We start from the raw sequence: 16,913 nt of genomic DNA, 5'->3' as shown, positions 1-16,913 counted from the left end.
GATGAAAGAACTAGAATTAAAAATGCAAGGAAAAATAAAAAGATTAACAAATACTACGTTTAAATTTGATGAAAGAATAAAAGAAGGCTGGTTTTCAGCTGTATATTTTTTAAAAACAAGGGAAATTGTAAAAGAATTTAGACCGAATACAAATGTAACGATGCAATTTTTTCAAAAAGAACATGCAGTATTATGTGGGACTGATGAGGTAATTGCACTTATTAAGGAATTTGCAGAAGAACCTGAAAAGCTTGAAATCCATTCATTAAAAGATGGAGATAAAATTAGCCCATTTGAGACCGTATTGACTGTTTCAGGAGCATATCAAAGCTTTGGATATTTAGAAGGTTTAATCGATGGGATTCTTTCAAGACGAACATCTGTCGCAACAAATGTATATAATGTCGTAAAAGCTGCTGGCTTGTCTGGTATTCAAAAGCCTGTCATCTTCATGGGCGATCGAGATGATCATTTCACTCAACAATCTGGTGACGGATATGCTGCTTTCATTGGCGGCTCTTCTGCTCAAGCTACACATGCAATGAATGAATGGTGGGGGAAAGAGGGAATGGGAACAATGCCCCATGCGCTTATTCAGTTGTTCGATGGGGATATTGTCGCTGCAACGAAAGCATATCATGCTAAATTTCCAAATGATGAATTAATGGTCTTGGTTGATTATAATAATGATTGCATTACAGATGCTTTAAAGGTTGCAAGAGAATTTGGTCCTACTCTTAAAGCTGTTCGAATCGATACATCCCGTACGATGATTGATCAATATTTTCTACGCCATCAAGAACTACTTGGTACATTTGATCCCCGTGGTGTGAATCCAAAATTAGTTTTTGCATTACGAGAAGCGTTAGACAATGAAGGCTATAATCATGTGAAAATAGTTGTAACCGGTGGTTTTAATGAAGAAAGAATATCGGAGTTTGAGAAACAAAATGTTCCCGTTGATTTATATGGTGTAGGTAGTAGTTTATTAAAAATAAATATTGGTTTTACAGGAGACAATGTTCTTTTAAATGGTGAGCCAGAAGCAAAAGCAGGTCGGAAATATCGTCCAAATCCACGATTAGAAAAAGTAGAATAAGTAAGGGAATTGAAACTGGTAGGTAACATACTATCAGTTTTTTTGTGCATCATAAAACTATAGGGCTGATTTCCTAACAATCAATTTTCGTGGTTTTCACATTTATTTAATGGTATAATGAAAAAATGTGAGATGAATGTATATACATAATAATAATATTATTTATTAGCTATCGTAGTCATCCATCCATTAATGAGTTCAATTAGCAAAACTAGATGAACTTCATATACTGTCTTACAGATAGACGATTGTTGGAGGTTCTTTATATGACAGTTTACCACTTTGTTGGCATTAAAGGCACTGGCATGAGTTCTTTGGCACAGGTGCTTCACGATATGAACTATGAAGTTCAAGGGTCAGATTATGAAAAACGATTTTTTACACAAAAGCCCTTAGAAGAGAGAGGAATCTCCCTCTTGCCCTTTAGTAAAGAAAACATTCGTGAAGGTTTAACTGTGATTGCCGGGAATGCCTACCCTGATACTCATGAAGAAATTGCAGAAGCAGCACGATTGGGTTTACCCGTCATTCGTTATCATCGTTTTTTAGGTGATTTTATGGAGAAATATACTAGTGTTGCGATTACAGGATCTCATGGGAAAACATCAACAACAGGATTACTTGCACACGTTATGCAGGGAGCTGAACCTACTTCATATTTGATTGGTGATGGTTCTGGAAAAGGGTCAGAGAATAATAAATACTTTGTATTTGAAGCATGTGAATATCGACGCCATTTTTTAAGCTATCATCCTGACTATGCGATTATGACAAATATTGATTTTGACCACCCGGATTATTTTGCAAATGTTGATGACGTATTTAATGCCTTTCAGGAAATGGCATTACAAGTAAAAAAAGGTATAATTGCTTGTGGTGATGATGAACATCTTCAAAGTATTCAAGCAAAAGTTCCTGTTCTCTATTATGGATTTGCCGAGGAAAATGATTTTCAAGCACGTAATATTAAAAAAAGCACAACAGGAACTGAATTTGATGTATTTGTAAGAAATACTTTCTTTGCATCGTTTTCAATTCATGGATATGGTGATCATAATATTTTAAATGCACTTGCAGTTATCGCATTATGCCATTATGAAAATATTGATGTATCCATTATTCAAGAACGTCTGGAAACATTTCAAGGCGTAAAAAGAAGATTTTCCGAAAAGAAAATCGCAAACCAAATTTTAATTGATGATTATGCACATCACCCAACTGAAATTAATGCAACGATTGAAGCTGCACATCAGAAATATCCTGATCGTGAAATTATTGCAGTCTTTCAGCCGCATACATTCACGAGAACTCAAACATTTTTGGATGAATTTGCTTCAAGTTTAGGAAAAGCAGATCATGTATATCTTTGTGATATATTTGGTTCGGCACGTGAAAACAAAGGTGAGCTTTCTATTCATGACTTAAAGTCAAGAATAGAAAATGCAGAATTAATTAATGAAGAGAATACTTCTGTACTTAAGAAGCATGATAATGGTGTATTAATCTTTATGGGTGCTGGAGATATTCAAAAATTCCAGGAAGCCTATGAAAAATGCTTATAATAGTTAAAACAAGCCTAAATAGAAGGGGCTATGCAAAAACTGCATAGTCCCTTTTAAAATTATTTTAAGTTGTTAGGATTTAGTCCTTCTAGCTCAGGTATGACAAATAATCCATCTTTACGAATTAATACATCATCAAAATAAATTTCCCCACCACCGTATTCAGGTCGTTGAATCATAACCATATCCCAGTGAATATTTGATTGATTGCCGTTATATGCATCATCATAGCATTGTCCAGGTGTAAAATGGAAACTGCCATCGATTTTTTCATCAAACAGGATGTCTTGCATCGGGTGTTGAATATAAGGATTTACTCCAATCGCAAATTCCCCGATATAACGTGCTCCTTCATCTGTATCAAGAATTTTATTAATACGCTCTGTATTATTTGCAGTTGCGTCAATAATTTTACCATCTTTAAAAGTGAGCTTTACATTTTCAAATGTAAATCCTTGATATGGAGAAGGTGTATTATAAGCTAGTGTTCCATTAATGGAGTCACGAACAGGTGCGGTGTATACTTCACCATCAGGTATATTCATTTCCCCTGCACATTTAATTGCTTTAATACCTTTAATGGAGAAGGATAGATCTGTACCTTCGCCTGTTAATCGTACTTTATCCGTCTTGTTCATAAGCTCTACAAGGGCATCCATTGCCTTACTCATTTTACCGTAATCCAGATTACATACATCGAAATAAAAATCTTCAAATGCCTCTGTGCTCATTTTAGCGAGCTGTGCCATTGATGATGTCGGGTACCGTAATACAACCCATTTTGTTTTTGGTACACGGATTTCACGGTGAACCTTTTTGCCAATTGTATTGCCTTCAATCTTCATCTTCTCATCAGGAACATCAGCATGTTCATTAATGTTATTACCAGAACGTAAACCAATATAAGCATCCATTTTACTCATGACATTTGCCTCAAAATCAGCTATCATGTCAAATTGTTCTTCCTGGGCACCCAGAAGCAATGCTCGGTCTACTTGATGATCTTTTAATAATACAAATGGGTAGCCCCCAGCTTTATAGGCTTCATTAACTAGTGCAGTAACAAGTTCACGTTGAAGACCAAAGTTTTCAATTAATACTTTTTCTCCCTTTTGTAGGCGGACAGAATAATTAATTAAATTTCGAGCTAATGTTTCAATTCGTGGATCTTTCATGAAAGTGCCTCCAATATTTTTTATATGTACAAATTTTATTGTAACCGAAATAAAGAAAAAAAGTTTAATTTAATGCTAATATTACAGGAATTGAGTGAATTATGTCGAAAATGATATAATGAAGCGGTAATGATTAAATGTAAACAAAATAGGGCATGAAGGAAACAGGAGGAGCTACAACATGATAATAATTCTTTATTTAAGTGCAGCAGTTATTGCAATAGCCTTTTTGATACTAGTTATTTATTTATCAAAAACATTAAAATCTCTACAAAAAACATTAGATAATGTCGCTGGAACAATGGCAGGATTAGAAAAACAAATGGAAGGCATCACAAGTGAAACGACAATTTTACTACATAAAACAAATGAACTTGCAGAAGATATTCAAAGAAAGTCTGAAAGCTTGAATTCAGTTGTTGATGCTGTGAAAGATGTAGGGACATCTATACAAAGGTTTAATAAATCTGTCCACACAGTTACAGACAAAGTTGCTAGTGATATTGAAAAAAATCAAGAAAAAGTTTCACAGGTGATCCAATGGGGTAATGTAGTAATAGATATCTGGGATAAATGGAAGGATAAGAAAAGAAAAACTTCCCTTGATTCGAAAGAGGATACTTCAATTTAAATCTTTAATCATGAAAGGAGAATAACAATGGCTAAAGGTAATGGAGGTAAAACTTTTATTATTGGTACAATTGTGGGTAGTGTCGTAGGAGCTGCTACTGCATTATTTCTAACTCCTAAAAATGGGCAGGAAATACGTCAAAAGTTAACTAGTCAAGCATCCGTTGTGAAGGAAAAAACAAATTCCCTCTCTAAAACTATTTCTGAGCAATCCAATCAGATCATTAGTAAGGTCAAGGGGGGAGGAGCTAAGAAAAATGATGAGGTAGTACAGCAGCCTAATGAACAAAGTGAAACTGTATCCTCAAATACTTCAAATGAACAGCTCTTTCAAGCGAAATTAGCAGAGGCTCAGAAGGCATTAACAGATGCTGAAAGTGGCTTAAATCAATAATTTGTGAAATACATGGCAGAGTGCTAATCTATACTCGTCATGTATTTTATTTTGGGGAGGTAATTAAAAAATGAAAAAAATTGATTCTGTAGAGGAATTTACTGACATTCTGAAAACAAAACAAAAGTTTTTACTGATCAAACACAGTACAACTTGTCCAATCAGCAAAGCGGCATTTAATGAATATGAAGCATTTGTATCTGAGAATAAAGGTATTCCAACATTTTATTTATTCGTACAGGATGCAAGACCTCTGTCAAACTATATAGCTGAAACATTCAATATTAGGCATGAATCACCACAAGCCCTCTTATTTGATCAAGGTATTGTGACATGGAATGTGTCACATTGGAAAATAACCCGAAAAAGTTTGAATGAAGCAACTTCATAATCATATAGTAAAGTCCATGGAATTTATCCCATGGACTCATTTTTTTATTTTACGAGTTGTCAGGCCAGATAATATTTAGATGATCCCCTGGCGCAATTGGATCATGAAAAGTGCATTCTTCATTGTTTTTTAATAATGCAAATCGTCCGGCTGAGCTTGACGGTGGTTGTATATCAATAAATCTAAAGAGATCTTGGAAGATAAAAGGATCTACCTCTTTTTTTACTAATTGCAAATGATCAGCTTCATTAATAAAATCATCTTCAGATAATATAGACCCATTACGAACAAATTCATGTAATGGCTTACTTAATGTTATTTTTTCTTGATCAAAAAAGACAGGAATGGTTTGTTGTAATGTAATTTTTTGAATCTCCGCAAATCTTTTAACGGAAGGTTCCTCCCCGTTTTTAATTTCAAAATGGTCGTTATGAGCAAAAGGAGTTGAAAGTGGAATTTCCTTCCCGTTTTTATAAAACCTTCTAGAAAACTCTTTTACTTCTATCATTTTGTTATTTAACTGTACCTTAAATGGTAAAAGTTTTTTTAATAGACTCGCCTGTTTCAAGGTTTCGAGTGCTTTTTCAATTGTACTAGGATAATGAAACTGGATGTTGTCATGATCTTGTACAGGGCTTTCGCCATCGACATGAACGTTATTTTGCAAAATGCTTGCATTTACATAATAAGAGTGACCATTTAACCGAATCAACTTAGTAGGAATCTCATCAATCAAGTCTTTAATTTTTAATGCTGCTTGTGTACCATCTTCACCTTTAGAAACGAATAAATCATCTCCACCATATATTTCATCCGTCAATGAACAAGGAATGCCATTTTTTATTAATGTTGGTGGCTGACCATGTTCACCTGGTATTGTAATATTTTGATTGTTAACTGTAACAATCATTGCTATTCCAGGTTTGCCATAAAGTTTATTCATTTTAATGCCAGCAGCAAGTAGGCAATCACCAACGGTTAGTATTTTCATATCAAATAATCGTATGGTTTGATTGTTAACCGTAACACTGACATAATGTACAGGTGTTTGGTCAGATGCTAGCGCAATTCCAATTGGTGTAACTAATTCGGGTCCTTTTAGAACATCCTCTGGAATTAGTACTTGTTGGATTGCATCAATTCCTCTAATTGCGACACGATTATCTGGTAAGCCTAATAATGAGGCAAGCCGCTTTGGAAGCTCTGGTGTCAAACTACCTCCTCCTATAAGCATAACTGCCTTCGGTGGCTTCTGTTGATTTAATTCTAGAATTTCATCCCTGATTGAAATGGCAAGTTTATCGATAGCAGGGGAAATTTGCTCAATTATTTCTATTCTCGGCAATTCTGTCTCGAAGCCAAGTATATCAGTTATGGAAATGAGCTCATTTATTAAAAGCTCCCGTTTGGCCTTCTCTGCCAACGGGAAGTCTAACAATAACTGGTCACTAATTGCTTCTGTAATTTCGTCACCTGCTACTGGAACCATGCCATATGCGATTACTGTTCCTTCATCTGTAATTGCAATGTCTGAAGTACCTGCACCAATATCAACAAGTGCTACATTTAATCGTCGCATTGATTGTGGAATTAGAACGTTAATTGCAGCGATTGGTTCAAGTGTCAATGCCCCCATTTCTAGATCTGCCCGTTGTAATGCTGAAATTAAAGATTCAACGACAACTTTTGGTAGGAAAGTAGATATAATTTCAACTGAGGCAATATTTCCAGTTTGATCAATTAAACTCCCAATTTCCTGATTATCCAAATAATAATGGATCACGGAGTAGCCAACACAATAATAATCATAGCTTTTCTCTATTTGAAACTTTTCGGCAAGATTGAATTGAGCCTGCTGGACGGCGGTTAATTCTAAATGGACGATATCTTCTTTTTGAATTAATGGTTTTCCAGTTATATCAATAGAGCTTTTTGATCTCTCTGTTTTTAACGCTCTGCCTGCAGCAGCTACAGACACTTTTGATAGTTTGCCATGCTTCTCTTCTAATCCCGTTTTTATTTCCTGAATGACATCAGAGACTGCGAGAACATCATGGATTTGCCCATCTACCATTGCTCGCTTCTTATGTTCTCTAATCATTACATCTTTAATTGAATATATGGAATCTGTCTTTTCTAAAATAATTCCTACAACAGAACGGGTTCCAATATCAAGTGCAAAAATTGTACTTTTGTCTTCCATATTTCTTTTCACCCACATTTAAAAAATCAATAATTTCTTTAATACTTAAAAGCGTTTAATTGTTAAAGTTATATAGTGACATTGTAATTTATTTCGTTTATAATAAATTCTAATTACTAGAAATGTACCATAATTTCAAATTTAATGCGATAAGTTTAAGTGCTTAAACAAGAAAGGGAAGGGACGAGAGAGATGAGCAAAGCTGAATTAGACACGTTACGCGAAAGAATTGAAGAAATAAATCTTCAATTATTACAATTAATTAGTGAACGGGGAAAATTAGTACAAGAGATTGGTAAAGTTAAAGAACCTCAAGGGGTTAATCGTTATGATCCTGTGCGTGAGCGAAACATGCTTAATAATATTTTAGATAATAATGAAGGCCCATTTGAAACATCTACGATTCAGCATATATTCAAAGAAATTTTCAAAGCTGGACTTGAATTACAAGAAGATGATCACCGAAAAGCTCTACTTGTTTCAAGAAAGAAAAAGCCAGAAAATACAATTGTTAATATAAAAGGTGAAAAAATTGGTAACGGAAACCAATTCTTTTTCGTTGGCCCATGCGCTGTTGAAAGCTATGAGCAGGTTGCTTCAGTCGCTGAAGTTGCAAAAAGCCATGGCTTAAAACTTCTTCGTGGTGGGGCATATAAGCCAAGAACTTCACCATATGATTTCCAAGGTCTTGGTTTAGAGGGATTGAAAATCTTAAAACGTATTGCGGATGAATTTGATATGGCAGTGATTAGTGAAATCGTAAACCCAGCTGATATTGAAACTGCTGTAGAATATTTAGATGTGATTCAAATTGGTGCCCGTAATATGCAAAACTTTGAGTTATTAAAAGCAGCCGGTTCTGTAAAGAAACCAGTATTACTAAAAAGAGGCTTGGCTGCAACTTTAGATGAGTTCGTAAATGCAGCTGAATATATTATGGCACAAGGAAATGATCAAATTATCTTATGTGAAAGAGGGATACGTACTTACGAAAGAGCAACACGTAATACATTAGATATCTCTGCTGTGCCAATTTTAAAGCAAGAAACCCATTTGCCTGTAGTTGTTGATGTTACTCACTCTACTGGCCGACGTGACTTATTATTGCCGTGTGCAAAAGCAGCTCTTGCGATTGGTGCTGATGGTGTAATGGCTGAAGTTCATCCAGATCCGGCAGTAGCACTTTCAGACTCTGCTCAACAAATGAACTTTGAACAATTTGAACATTGGATTACTGAATTAAAAGCATTGCAAACAGTCAAAGCTTAATAACCTTAAAGTTCCTCCTACAAATATGTGGGGGGACTTTTTGTGAAAAGATACAAAAATTTGAATAAATATAGGCAAAGAGATTGCCCTAAAGACTATAGTATCGTATGATAATTTACATAAGTTAGACGTGACATCAATTATGTTTGTTAAGTCTGTACATACTATAGATAAATGAATTGGTAATGAGGAGTGTTTTGTCAATGAACGTGACAATCTATGATGTAGCCAGAGAAGCAAATGTTTCAATGGCAACTGTTTCACGTGTGGTGAATGGTAATCCTAACGTGAAACCAACTACAAGAAAGAAAGTATTAGAAACAATTGAACGATTAGGATATCGACCTAATGCAGTTGCGCGTGGTTTAGCTAGTAAAAAAACAACAACCGTTGGAGTTATAATACCTGATATTTCAAGTATCTTCTATTCAGAATTAGCAAGAGGAATTGAAGATATTGCAACTATGTATAAATACAATATTATTTTAAGTAATTCTGATCAAAACAAAGACAAGGAATTACATTTATTAAACACAATGCTTGGAAAACAAGTAGATGGAATTGTATTTATGGGTGGTAATATTACTGAGGAACACGTTGCAGAGTTTGAGAAGTCGCCTGTACCTATTGTATTAGCAGCATCAGTTGAACACAGTAATAAGATTCCCTCTGTAATGATTGATTGTGAACAAGCAGCCTTTGATGCGGTTAACGACTTAATTAATAAAGGACATAAACAAATTGCATTTGTTAGTGGTCCTTTGAATGAGCCAATTAATGGTGACAAGAAGTTAGCTGGTTATAAGCGTGCTTTACACTCAGCTGGCTTAGCTTTCCAAGAAGAGTTAGTAATTGAAGGCGATTATACATATGATTCAGGTATAGAAGGCTTTGAAAAAATTAATGAATTAAATGTAAAACCAACTGCGATTTTTGTTGGAACTGATGAAATGGCATTAGGTGTTATTCACGGTGCCCAGGATCAAGGTATTTCGATACCAGACGATATTGAAATTATTGGTTTTGATAATACGAGACTTGCATTAATGGTACGTCCACAGTTAACCTCTGTTGTTCAGCCAATGTATGATATAGGCGCAGTGGCAATGAGATTATTAACTAAATATATGAATAAAGAAAAAGTTGATGACCATATTGTTGTTCTACCACATCGAATTGAATATAGAAAATCAACAAAATAAAAAAGCCATGGCACATTTAGTTCATTGTGCCATGGTTTTTATTTAGGTCTTTTTTATTGTTCCTGATTGGATATAAAGCCTTTGATACAGTAATTTCATTTTTTTCTTCAATTTCTGCTTTTCTTGGGATTGGTTTATACATATTATCTTCATCATCCCACATAGCAGGAAGTGTTACCTGTGCTTTTGGTTGCCATTTCGAAATCCAATCTTGAGATAATGCTCCTGAGATTGAGGATTTACCAGTCATCTCAAGCCATATCATTGCCCATGCCCTTGGTACGACACGCCAAATATCATAACCTCCACCACCGACAGCAATCCACTTTCCATTACAATATTGATTGGCAAGATGGTGGGCAAGTTTTGGAATTTCCCGATATATTTTCATTGTAGCTGAAAGATGTGTTAATGGGTCATAGTAATGTGAATCAACACCGTTTTGTGTGAAGATCACATCGGGCTTAAAAAAATCGGTGATTTCCTTAAAAGATGTTGTATAAGCTTTAATCCATGATTCGTCCTCTGTAAAGGCATCTAATGGAATATTAAATGAATAACCGTAGCCACTGCCTTGCCCACGTTCTGTAATATTTCCTGTTCCGGGAAATAAATAACGGCCAGTTTCATGAATGGATAGTGTACAAACATTTGGATCGTCATAGAACGCCCACTGAACTCCATCACCATGATGGGCATCTGTATCAACATATAATACTTTTACATTGTATTTTTTTTGCATATATTTGATAGCAACTGCACTATCATTGTAAACACAAAATCCTGAGGCTTTACCTCGGAAGCCATGATGGAGGCCGCCGCCAAGATTAAGTGCACGGTTTGCCTTCCCTGTCATTACCTGATCTACCGCAGTAAGAGTGGCTCCGACAAGTAAGGCACTCGCAGTATGCATGTCAGTGAATATTGGAGTATCCTCTGTTCCTAATCCGTAATTTAAGCCAACCTCTTGTGAGAGCTTTCCTTCACCAGCAAGTTTCACTGCTTGAATATAACTAGGGTCATGAAATAGTTCTAATTCCTCATCTGTAGCCAATCGTGGAGGTATAATTTGTGATTCATCTATTGCGTTCATACTTTTTAATAATTCATATGTAAGCCTAACCCGGGTTTGGTTAAAGGGGTGTTCATTACTAAATCTGTATGCTAAAAATTGATCAGAGTATACAAAGACTGCCTCATTACTCATGACTGATATCCTGGAATATTAGGCCACATAACAGTATAGCCTTCTTCTTTTAGATTAGTAATAATCCCTGTTGGATTCATTGTTTGAACGCGGAATACTAAAACTTTAAAATCCAAATCCTTATCCGGATAAACTAAAACACTACTAATATTGACATTATATTTTTTAATAATATTGACGACTTCAGCAAGAACCCCTGTGCGATTTAAAACCTTTACTTCCAATTGAGACCCAGGTTGGTGTGCACCAGTTAATTGTACCAATGTGTGTAGAAGGTCAGTTTCAGTTACAATCCCAACTAATTTTCCTTCTTTTTCAATTGGTAAACAGCTGATACGGTGCTCATAAAAAATTGCTGAGATTTCCTCAACAAAATCAAGAGGATGTCCAGTTATGATTTCAGTCTTCATTATATTTGAAATAGGATTTTCAAGAGCTGCTTTCGGGTCATTTTCATTAAGGATAGAAGGTTTGGCATCACGAATATCTCGATCACTTATAATTCCTACCAATTGATTGCTTTCATTTACAACCGGAATATGTCTTATTTTCTCTTCATCAATTAGCTTAATAGCGGCTGCAATAGAATCAGTAGGTACAAGGGTATGTACTTTCTTTTTCATTATTTCCTCAACTATCATTTGAATCCCCCTCTTAATTAACAGGATATTCTAGTTTGTAAGTCTATAAAAATATTTTTAGTACATAAATCGATTCATAAAACGCAGTCTGTCAAATTGTTGTATTGTTTCATTTTCAATTCTCTTCCCAATTCTAGCCATAAGACAGTTCGCTGGATGAGAACTGATTTCGGGGTCATCAGTTGCAAACCATACAAGTCCCCCCGCATTCATCATCTTTTCCATTACTTTACGGTATTCCCAAACATTAAGACCAGTGCCTTTTAAATCCCAATGCCAATAATATTCAGTTGTAATAATGAGGTAATCTTCCATTGCATTGTCCATCATTGATACAGTAAGTAAGTTCTTTCCAACTCCTGAACCTCGGAATTTTGGAATGACTTCAATTGCCCCAAGTTCAATCAAATTCTCCATCTTTCCTTCAGACCATCTTTCTAATGGATCTGGATAAAGAAATGTTACATAACCTACAATCATGTGTCGATCCCTTGCTACGATGATTCGCCCCTCAGGTAGATCAGCAATCCCCACTAAAGCTTTTTGCTGTTGGATGGGAGGACGAAATGCTACAAGATCTTGGTGAAATTCATAGCTTGCGAGTGCTTCACCAGTAATGGGACCTTCGATAAGTAGATTACCATTCGGTGTTTTTAACTCTTTTGCATTATAGGTTTTTTTATGTATCACAATTTCACCACCGTATTGTTTAATCATCTCTTATTATTATACATGAAATCGAAAAGTATATCGTATTTTCACAAAACTTTCTTACTATTAAGGAATCTTTGAAGGCGAAAAGGTAAAGAAAAACTATTTTAAAAATTGTGAAAAAATCTTTTATATAATATAATAGATTAGAAATTAAGTACATAAGGAGGATGCATATATGAAGATGGAAACGCTGTCAGTGATAAAAGGAGATTATAATTTAAAAGACTATAATCAAGCATATGAAAATTTTGACTGGACGGAAGTAGAAAAGAATTTCTCATGGTCTGAAACAGGCAAAGTCAACATCGCATATGAGGCGATTGACCGCCATGCAGAAGGTGTAAGAAAAAACAAGGTTGCACTTTATTATCGTGATCCTTCCCGTGAAGAAAAATATACATTCAAAGAAATGAAGGAATACTCAAATAGGGCTGCAAATGTATTAAAACAGGCTGCTGATGTTGAAAAAGGTGATCGTGTTTTTGTATTTATGCCAAGATCTCCAGAATTATATTTTACGATTTTAGGTGCAATGAAGCTAGGAGCTGTTGTGGGTCCATTATTTGAAGCATTTATGGAAGGTGCTGTAAGAGACCGATTAGACGATAGTGAAGCGAAAGTAATTGTTACGACTCCAGCATTATTGGAACGTGTCCCAGTTAATGAACTTCCTGCGTTAAAACATATTGTCCTAGTTGGCGAAGAAGTAAAAGAAGATGGGAAAATAATTGACTTCTTGGGCCGATTGGAAACTGCAAGCAAGGAGCTTGAAATCGAATGGGTTGGCCGTGAAGATGGTATGCTTTTGCATTATACATCTGGTTCAACAGGAAAGCCTAAAGGTGTATTGCATGTTCATAATGCGATGATCCAGCAATATCAGACTGCTAATTGGATATTAGATTTAAAAGAAGATGATATTTATTGGTGCACTGCAGACCCAGGCTGGGTAACCGGAACGGTCTATGGAATGTTTGGTCCATGGCTGAATGGCGCATCGAATGTCATTGTCGGTGGACGTTTTAAGCCTGAAACATGGTATCAAACAATTGAGGATTATGGGATTACGGTATGGTATAGTGCCCCGACAGCATTTAGAATGTTAATGGGTGCCGGTGATGAGCTAGTGAAACAATTTGACTTAAGTTCACTTAGACATGTGCTAAGTGTTGGTGAACCATTGAATCCAGAGGTTGTTAGATGGGGAGTAAAAGTTTTTAATTTACGAATTCATGACAATTGGTGGATGACAGAAACTGGTGCACAAATTATTAGTAATTATCCTAGCATGGAAATTAAGCCTGGATCTATGGGCAAACCTTTCCCGGGTATTAAAGCAGCCATCGTAGATGATCAAGGAAATGAATTGCCTCCAAATCGTATGGGGAATTTAGCAATTTATAAGGGCTGGCCTTCGATGATGAATATAATCTGGAATAACCCAGAAAAATATGAATCATATTTTATGCCTAATGGTTGGTATGTATCTGGGGATTCAGCATATATGGATGAAGATGGTTATTTCTGGTTCCAAGGAAGAGTTGATGATGTCATCATGACTTCTGGAGAGCGTGTTGGACCATTTGAAGTAGAAAGCAAACTAGTAGAACACCCGGCAATTGCAGAGGCTGGTGTTATCGGAAAACCTGACCCTGTTCGTGGCGAGATTATTAAAGCATTTGTTGCATTACGTGAAGGCTATGAAGTATCGGATGAATTAAAGGAAGAAATCCGAGACTTTGTAAAAAAAGGCTTAGCAGCTCATGCGGCGCCGCGTGAAATTGAGTTTAAAGATAAACTACCAAAAACTCGTAGTGGAAAAATCATGCGACGTGTCCTTAAGGCATGGGAGCTTGATCTTCCAACAGGTGATTTGTCAACGATGGAAGATTAGAGTCTAAAAAAACCTACTATTTAGTAGGTTTTTTTACTTCATCATAGTTCTTATTCTCATTTGCTATTACTTGATTCTTACCAGATTCTTTTGCTATATATAATGCATAATCTGCTCTATGGAAAAGGCTTTGAAATGTTTCCTTATTCTCTTTCTTCCAAGCTGCAATTCCACATGAGATGGTTACCTTAGGATTCGATTGTTCTGCTACTCTTTGCACAAGTCGCTCTGCAATTGTATAACCAGCTTCCAGATCTACTTTCGGTAAATAGATTGCTAATTCTTCTCCACCCCAACGAGCCCCAATATCATGATCACGAATATTCTCTTTGATCAAATTACTTATTTGAATAATTGTTTCGTCACCAACTTGGTGACCATATGTATCATTTATCTTTTTAAAATTATCAATATCAATTAAAATAAATGTCCCATAAGCATCATCTTCCATTGATTTTTGAACCATATTGTCAAGGTGATTTCTAGAATAGAGTTTTGTTAAATAATCAGTGATTACAAGAGTTTCAAGTTCTTCACGTAATATAGAATTCGTAAAAGCCAATGAAGAGTGGTGGATTAAGGATTGTAAAAGCTTAAATTTATCAAATGAGAAAAAGTATGGTTTTTTCTGTAGGACTATTGCAAACCCAATGATTTCATCACGTTGGACCATTGGAACAGCCATGATGGATTTGTAAATTGTTTGGGTAAATGACATCTCGGTTTGTAAGTCACCTATAAAAATTGGCTCCTTTTGTTTCATTATCTTTGTTATGCAGAATTCCAAGTACTCACCACTCTGTTCATCTTCAAAAAACTCTGTGCTTCCAGGCAGTACTTCTGTATCACCCTGGGAATTAACTACGATAAAACCAACTTCACTTGCTTCAAATGACTTAATAATTTGTTCTGACATAAATGTCATTGTTTCTGTTAGTCGTAAATTTGAATTTAAACGATGTGATGTTTCATTAATAAGTTGTAAATCAGCAACTAATTGCTTAGATTGTTGATATAATTGCGCATTTTCAAATGCATTGCCTGCTGTGTTTGCGAGAAGCTCAATAAATCTAATTTCCGATTTTGGAAACATCATCGAATTGGGTGCAATAATTTCTAATACTCCATATACACCTTGCTTCCCTTTCAGTGGTGCATACATGATTGATTGTTTCTCCTTGATTGAATCTTTAATTTGAATTTTTCCTGTCACGAAAGCCTGCATTGCAGCAGTATTAACCCCGGTTTCGAACTGCAAATCTTTAATTGGTATAGCATCGTATGCTTTATTATCATGTGCGAGTAATAAGTAATATGTAAAAGATGGGTATACATCACGTAAAGTATGGATAACCTCAGCTAAAACATCATCAATTTCCATTGATGAATGAAACTTAGCTGTTACACGAAATAATTGTTCATATCTCAATTCTTCATTCTGTATTGTCATTTATATCACCTATATCTGCATTTGAATACTCACTTATATATCTATTATAAACGTTAATTTAAATATTTTCTCTATAAAAGATTAATTATATTCTTGAAATGTAATTTTATGCTCCTTAGCAGCTTTAAAAAATGATTTTATCTCGTAAACACAAATATTTGATTGACTTGACTTTGTGCTAAAAAGATCATATAATGGTCGTTGTGTAAAATATTGCGGCTTATGTGCTAGGTTTTTGTTTTATTTTGTTCCTCTTTCTTATAAGAAGGTGTATCTTGTAACTCTTGGCTGCTAGGGCGAGGATACATGAAAACAAAATAAGCATGAACGTACTAACACATCTGTTTTTATTTTACAACAAAATAAAAACATTGAAGGAGGAGTCATTCATGGCTCGTTATACAGGTCCAAGCTGGAAATTATCCCGTCGTCTTGGTATTTCATTAAGTGGTACTGGTAAAGAATTAGAAAAGCGTCCTTACGCTCCTGGACAACATGGTCCAAACCAACGTAAAAAACTTTCTGAGTATGGTTTACAATTACAAGAAAAGCAAAAGCTACGTCATATGTACGGATTAAATGAGCGTCAATTCCGTAACTTATTTGAAACAGCTAGCAAAATGCCTGGTATCCTAGGTGAAACTTTCATGATTCTTTTAGAATCACGTTTAGACAACCTTGTTTACCGTCTTGGATTAGCTCGTACTCGTCGTCAAGCACGTCAATTAGTTAACCACGGTCACATTTTAGTAGATGGCAAACGCGTTGATATTCCATCATTCCGTGTAAAACCAGGTCAAACAATTGCAGTTCGTGAAAAATCACGCAACGTATCTGCAATCAAAGAAGCTGTTGAAGCTACAAACTTTGTACCTGATTATGTAACATTTGATGCTGAAAAATTAGAAGGAACATTCACTCGTTTACCTGAACGTTCTGAATTAGCAGCAGAAATTAACGAAGCATTCATCGTTGAGTTCTACTCACGTTAATAGCGATAAAAAAGATAGGGATTATGTCCTTATCTTTTTTTCTGTGAAAATAATCTTTGCACTGTTAGTAGGTATAGATCTTTACCTGAG

Annotated in this window: 15 protein-coding genes; 9 read left to right on the top strand and 6 right to left on the bottom strand. The window is 35.3% G+C overall.

Features of this window, described 5'->3' with window-relative positions; all coding sequences use genetic code 11:
* Position 1 precedes the first annotated feature (1 nt).
* A complete protein-coding gene (locus tag MJG50_RS08425; RefSeq protein ID WP_240254668.1) occupies positions 2 to 1,099 on the top strand; it encodes a nicotinate phosphoribosyltransferase in 1,098 nt (365 codons plus the stop codon).
* A gap of 266 nt (positions 1,100 to 1,365) precedes the next feature.
* On the top strand, positions 1,366 to 2,661 hold the full coding sequence (murC, locus tag MJG50_RS08420; protein ID WP_240254666.1) for a UDP-N-acetylmuramate--L-alanine ligase: 1,296 nt from the start codon (positions 1,366 to 1,368) through the stop codon (positions 2,659 to 2,661).
* A gap of 59 nt (positions 2,662 to 2,720) precedes the next feature.
* Here the strand turns inward: murC and MJG50_RS08415 are convergent, their stop codons facing one another.
* On the bottom strand, positions 2,721 to 3,836 hold the full coding sequence (locus tag MJG50_RS08415) for an aminopeptidase (protein WP_240254664.1): 1,116 nt from the start codon (positions 3,834 to 3,836) through the stop codon (positions 2,721 to 2,723).
* A 181-nt stretch (positions 3,837 to 4,017) separates the two neighbouring features.
* Between MJG50_RS08415 and MJG50_RS08410 the strand changes: the two genes are divergently transcribed.
* From MJG50_RS08410 to ytxJ, 3 genes are all read left to right on the top strand, one after another.
* Positions 4,018 to 4,467 carry a DUF948 domain-containing protein gene (locus tag MJG50_RS08410; RefSeq protein WP_240254662.1) on the top strand — a complete coding sequence of 150 codons (450 nt, stop codon included), beginning with the start codon at positions 4,018 to 4,020 and terminating at the stop codon, positions 4,465 to 4,467.
* Positions 4,468 to 4,494: 27 nt separating this feature from the next.
* Complete coding sequence (locus MJG50_RS08405; protein WP_240254660.1) at positions 4,495 to 4,860, top strand: YtxH domain-containing protein; 366 nt, start codon at positions 4,495 to 4,497, stop codon at positions 4,858 to 4,860.
* 70 nt (positions 4,861 to 4,930) lie between these two features.
* Positions 4,931 to 5,251 carry a bacillithiol system redox-active protein YtxJ gene (ytxJ, locus tag MJG50_RS08400; protein WP_240254658.1) on the top strand — a complete coding sequence of 107 codons (321 nt, stop codon included), beginning with the start codon at positions 4,931 to 4,933 and terminating at the stop codon, positions 5,249 to 5,251.
* A gap of 49 nt (positions 5,252 to 5,300) precedes the next feature.
* Here ytxJ and MJG50_RS08395 read toward each other — a convergent pair whose 3' ends face one another.
* Positions 5,301 to 7,454 (bottom strand): cell division protein FtsA, encoded by a 2,154-nt coding sequence (locus tag MJG50_RS08395; protein ID WP_240254653.1) that lies wholly within the window; start codon positions 7,452 to 7,454, stop codon positions 5,301 to 5,303.
* 192 nt (positions 7,455 to 7,646) lie between these two features.
* Between MJG50_RS08395 and MJG50_RS08390 the strand changes: the two genes are divergently transcribed.
* Together MJG50_RS08390 and ccpA are read left to right on the top strand one after the other, a co-directional pair.
* Positions 7,647 to 8,723 (top strand): bifunctional 3-deoxy-7-phosphoheptulonate synthase/chorismate mutase, encoded by a 1,077-nt coding sequence (locus MJG50_RS08390; protein WP_240254651.1) that lies wholly within the window; start codon positions 7,647 to 7,649, stop codon positions 8,721 to 8,723.
* Between the two features lie 203 nt (positions 8,724 to 8,926).
* The gene (ccpA, locus tag MJG50_RS08385; protein ID WP_240254630.1) at positions 8,927 to 9,925 is read left to right on the top strand and encodes a catabolite control protein A; all 999 of its coding nucleotides are present in this window, start codon (positions 8,927 to 8,929) and stop codon (positions 9,923 to 9,925) included.
* A 16-nt stretch (positions 9,926 to 9,941) separates the two neighbouring features.
* On the opposite strand, the gene MJG50_RS08380 is transcribed toward ccpA, so the two are convergent.
* From MJG50_RS08380 to MJG50_RS08370, 3 genes are read right to left on the bottom strand one after another with little or no spacing between them, the layout of a single operon-like run.
* The gene (locus MJG50_RS08380; RefSeq protein ID WP_240254628.1) at positions 9,942 to 11,132 is read right to left on the bottom strand and encodes an acetoin utilization protein AcuC; all 1,191 of its coding nucleotides are present in this window, start codon (positions 11,130 to 11,132) and stop codon (positions 9,942 to 9,944) included.
* Positions 11,129 to 11,773, bottom strand: coding sequence for an acetoin utilization AcuB family protein (locus MJG50_RS08375; RefSeq protein WP_240254626.1), 645 nt, complete (start codon positions 11,771 to 11,773; stop codon positions 11,129 to 11,131). Before MJG50_RS08375 ends, MJG50_RS08380 begins: the two co-directional genes overlap by 4 nt.
* Before the next feature lie 57 nt (positions 11,774 to 11,830).
* Positions 11,831 to 12,463 (bottom strand): GNAT family N-acetyltransferase, encoded by a 633-nt coding sequence (locus MJG50_RS08370; protein ID WP_240254624.1) that lies wholly within the window; start codon positions 12,461 to 12,463, stop codon positions 11,831 to 11,833.
* A gap of 199 nt (positions 12,464 to 12,662) precedes the next feature.
* Here MJG50_RS08370 and acsA point away from each other — a divergent pair, with 199 nt between their 5' ends.
* A complete protein-coding gene (acsA, locus tag MJG50_RS08365) occupies positions 12,663 to 14,381 on the top strand; it encodes an acetate--CoA ligase (RefSeq protein WP_240254622.1) in 1,719 nt (572 codons plus the stop codon).
* Between the two features lie 16 nt (positions 14,382 to 14,397).
* Here the strand turns inward: acsA and MJG50_RS08360 are convergent, their stop codons facing one another.
* On the bottom strand, positions 14,398 to 15,831 hold the full coding sequence (locus MJG50_RS08360; protein ID WP_345893222.1) for a sensor domain-containing diguanylate cyclase: 1,434 nt from the start codon (positions 15,829 to 15,831) through the stop codon (positions 14,398 to 14,400).
* 389 nt (positions 15,832 to 16,220) lie between these two features.
* Here MJG50_RS08360 and rpsD point away from each other — a divergent pair, with 389 nt between their 5' ends.
* Positions 16,221 to 16,823, top strand: coding sequence for a 30S ribosomal protein S4 (gene rpsD, locus MJG50_RS08355; RefSeq protein WP_240254620.1), 603 nt, complete (start codon positions 16,221 to 16,223; stop codon positions 16,821 to 16,823).
* Positions 16,824 to 16,913 lie beyond the last annotated feature (90 nt).

The sequence above is a fragment of the Fredinandcohnia quinoae genome (assembly GCF_022427965.1).
Classification (GTDB): domain Bacteria; phylum Bacillota; class Bacilli; order Bacillales; family Bacillaceae_L; genus Ferdinandcohnia; species Ferdinandcohnia quinoae.
This window is presented reverse-complemented; position numbering and strand designations above follow the sequence as displayed.

Bases quoted from the DNA above. Each gene is read 5' to 3' on its own strand.
- MJG50_RS08380 (WP_240254628.1), bottom strand. From the start codon at position 11,132: ATGAGTAATGAGGCAGTCTTTGTATACTCTGATCAATTTTTAGCATAC.
- rpsD (WP_240254620.1), top strand. From the start codon at position 16,221: ATGGCTCGTTATACAGGTCCAAGCTGGAAATTATCCCGTCGTCTTGGT.
- MJG50_RS08395 (WP_240254653.1), bottom strand. From the start codon at position 7,454: ATGGAAGACAAAAGTACAATTTTTGCACTTGATATTGGAACCCGTTCT.
- MJG50_RS08375 (WP_240254626.1), bottom strand. From the start codon at position 11,773: ATGATAGTTGAGGAAATAATGAAAAAGAAAGTACATACCCTTGTACCT.
- murC (WP_240254666.1), top strand. From the start codon at position 1,366: ATGACAGTTTACCACTTTGTTGGCATTAAAGGCACTGGCATGAGTTCT.
- MJG50_RS08425 (WP_240254668.1), top strand. From the start codon at position 2: ATGAAAGAACTAGAATTAAAAATGCAAGGAAAAATAAAAAGATTAACA.
- ccpA (WP_240254630.1), top strand. From the start codon at position 8,927: ATGAACGTGACAATCTATGATGTAGCCAGAGAAGCAAATGTTTCAATG.
- acsA (WP_240254622.1), top strand. From the start codon at position 12,663: ATGAAGATGGAAACGCTGTCAGTGATAAAAGGAGATTATAATTTAAAA.
- MJG50_RS08360 (WP_345893222.1), bottom strand. From the start codon at position 15,831: ATGACAATACAGAATGAAGAATTGAGATATGAACAATTATTTCGTGTA.
- MJG50_RS08415 (WP_240254664.1), bottom strand. From the start codon at position 3,836: ATGAAAGATCCACGAATTGAAACATTAGCTCGAAATTTAATTAATTAT.
- MJG50_RS08405 (WP_240254660.1), top strand. From the start codon at position 4,495: ATGGCTAAAGGTAATGGAGGTAAAACTTTTATTATTGGTACAATTGTG.
- ytxJ (WP_240254658.1), top strand. From the start codon at position 4,931: ATGAAAAAAATTGATTCTGTAGAGGAATTTACTGACATTCTGAAAACA.
- MJG50_RS08410 (WP_240254662.1), top strand. From the start codon at position 4,018: ATGATAATAATTCTTTATTTAAGTGCAGCAGTTATTGCAATAGCCTTT.
- MJG50_RS08390 (WP_240254651.1), top strand. From the start codon at position 7,647: ATGAGCAAAGCTGAATTAGACACGTTACGCGAAAGAATTGAAGAAATA.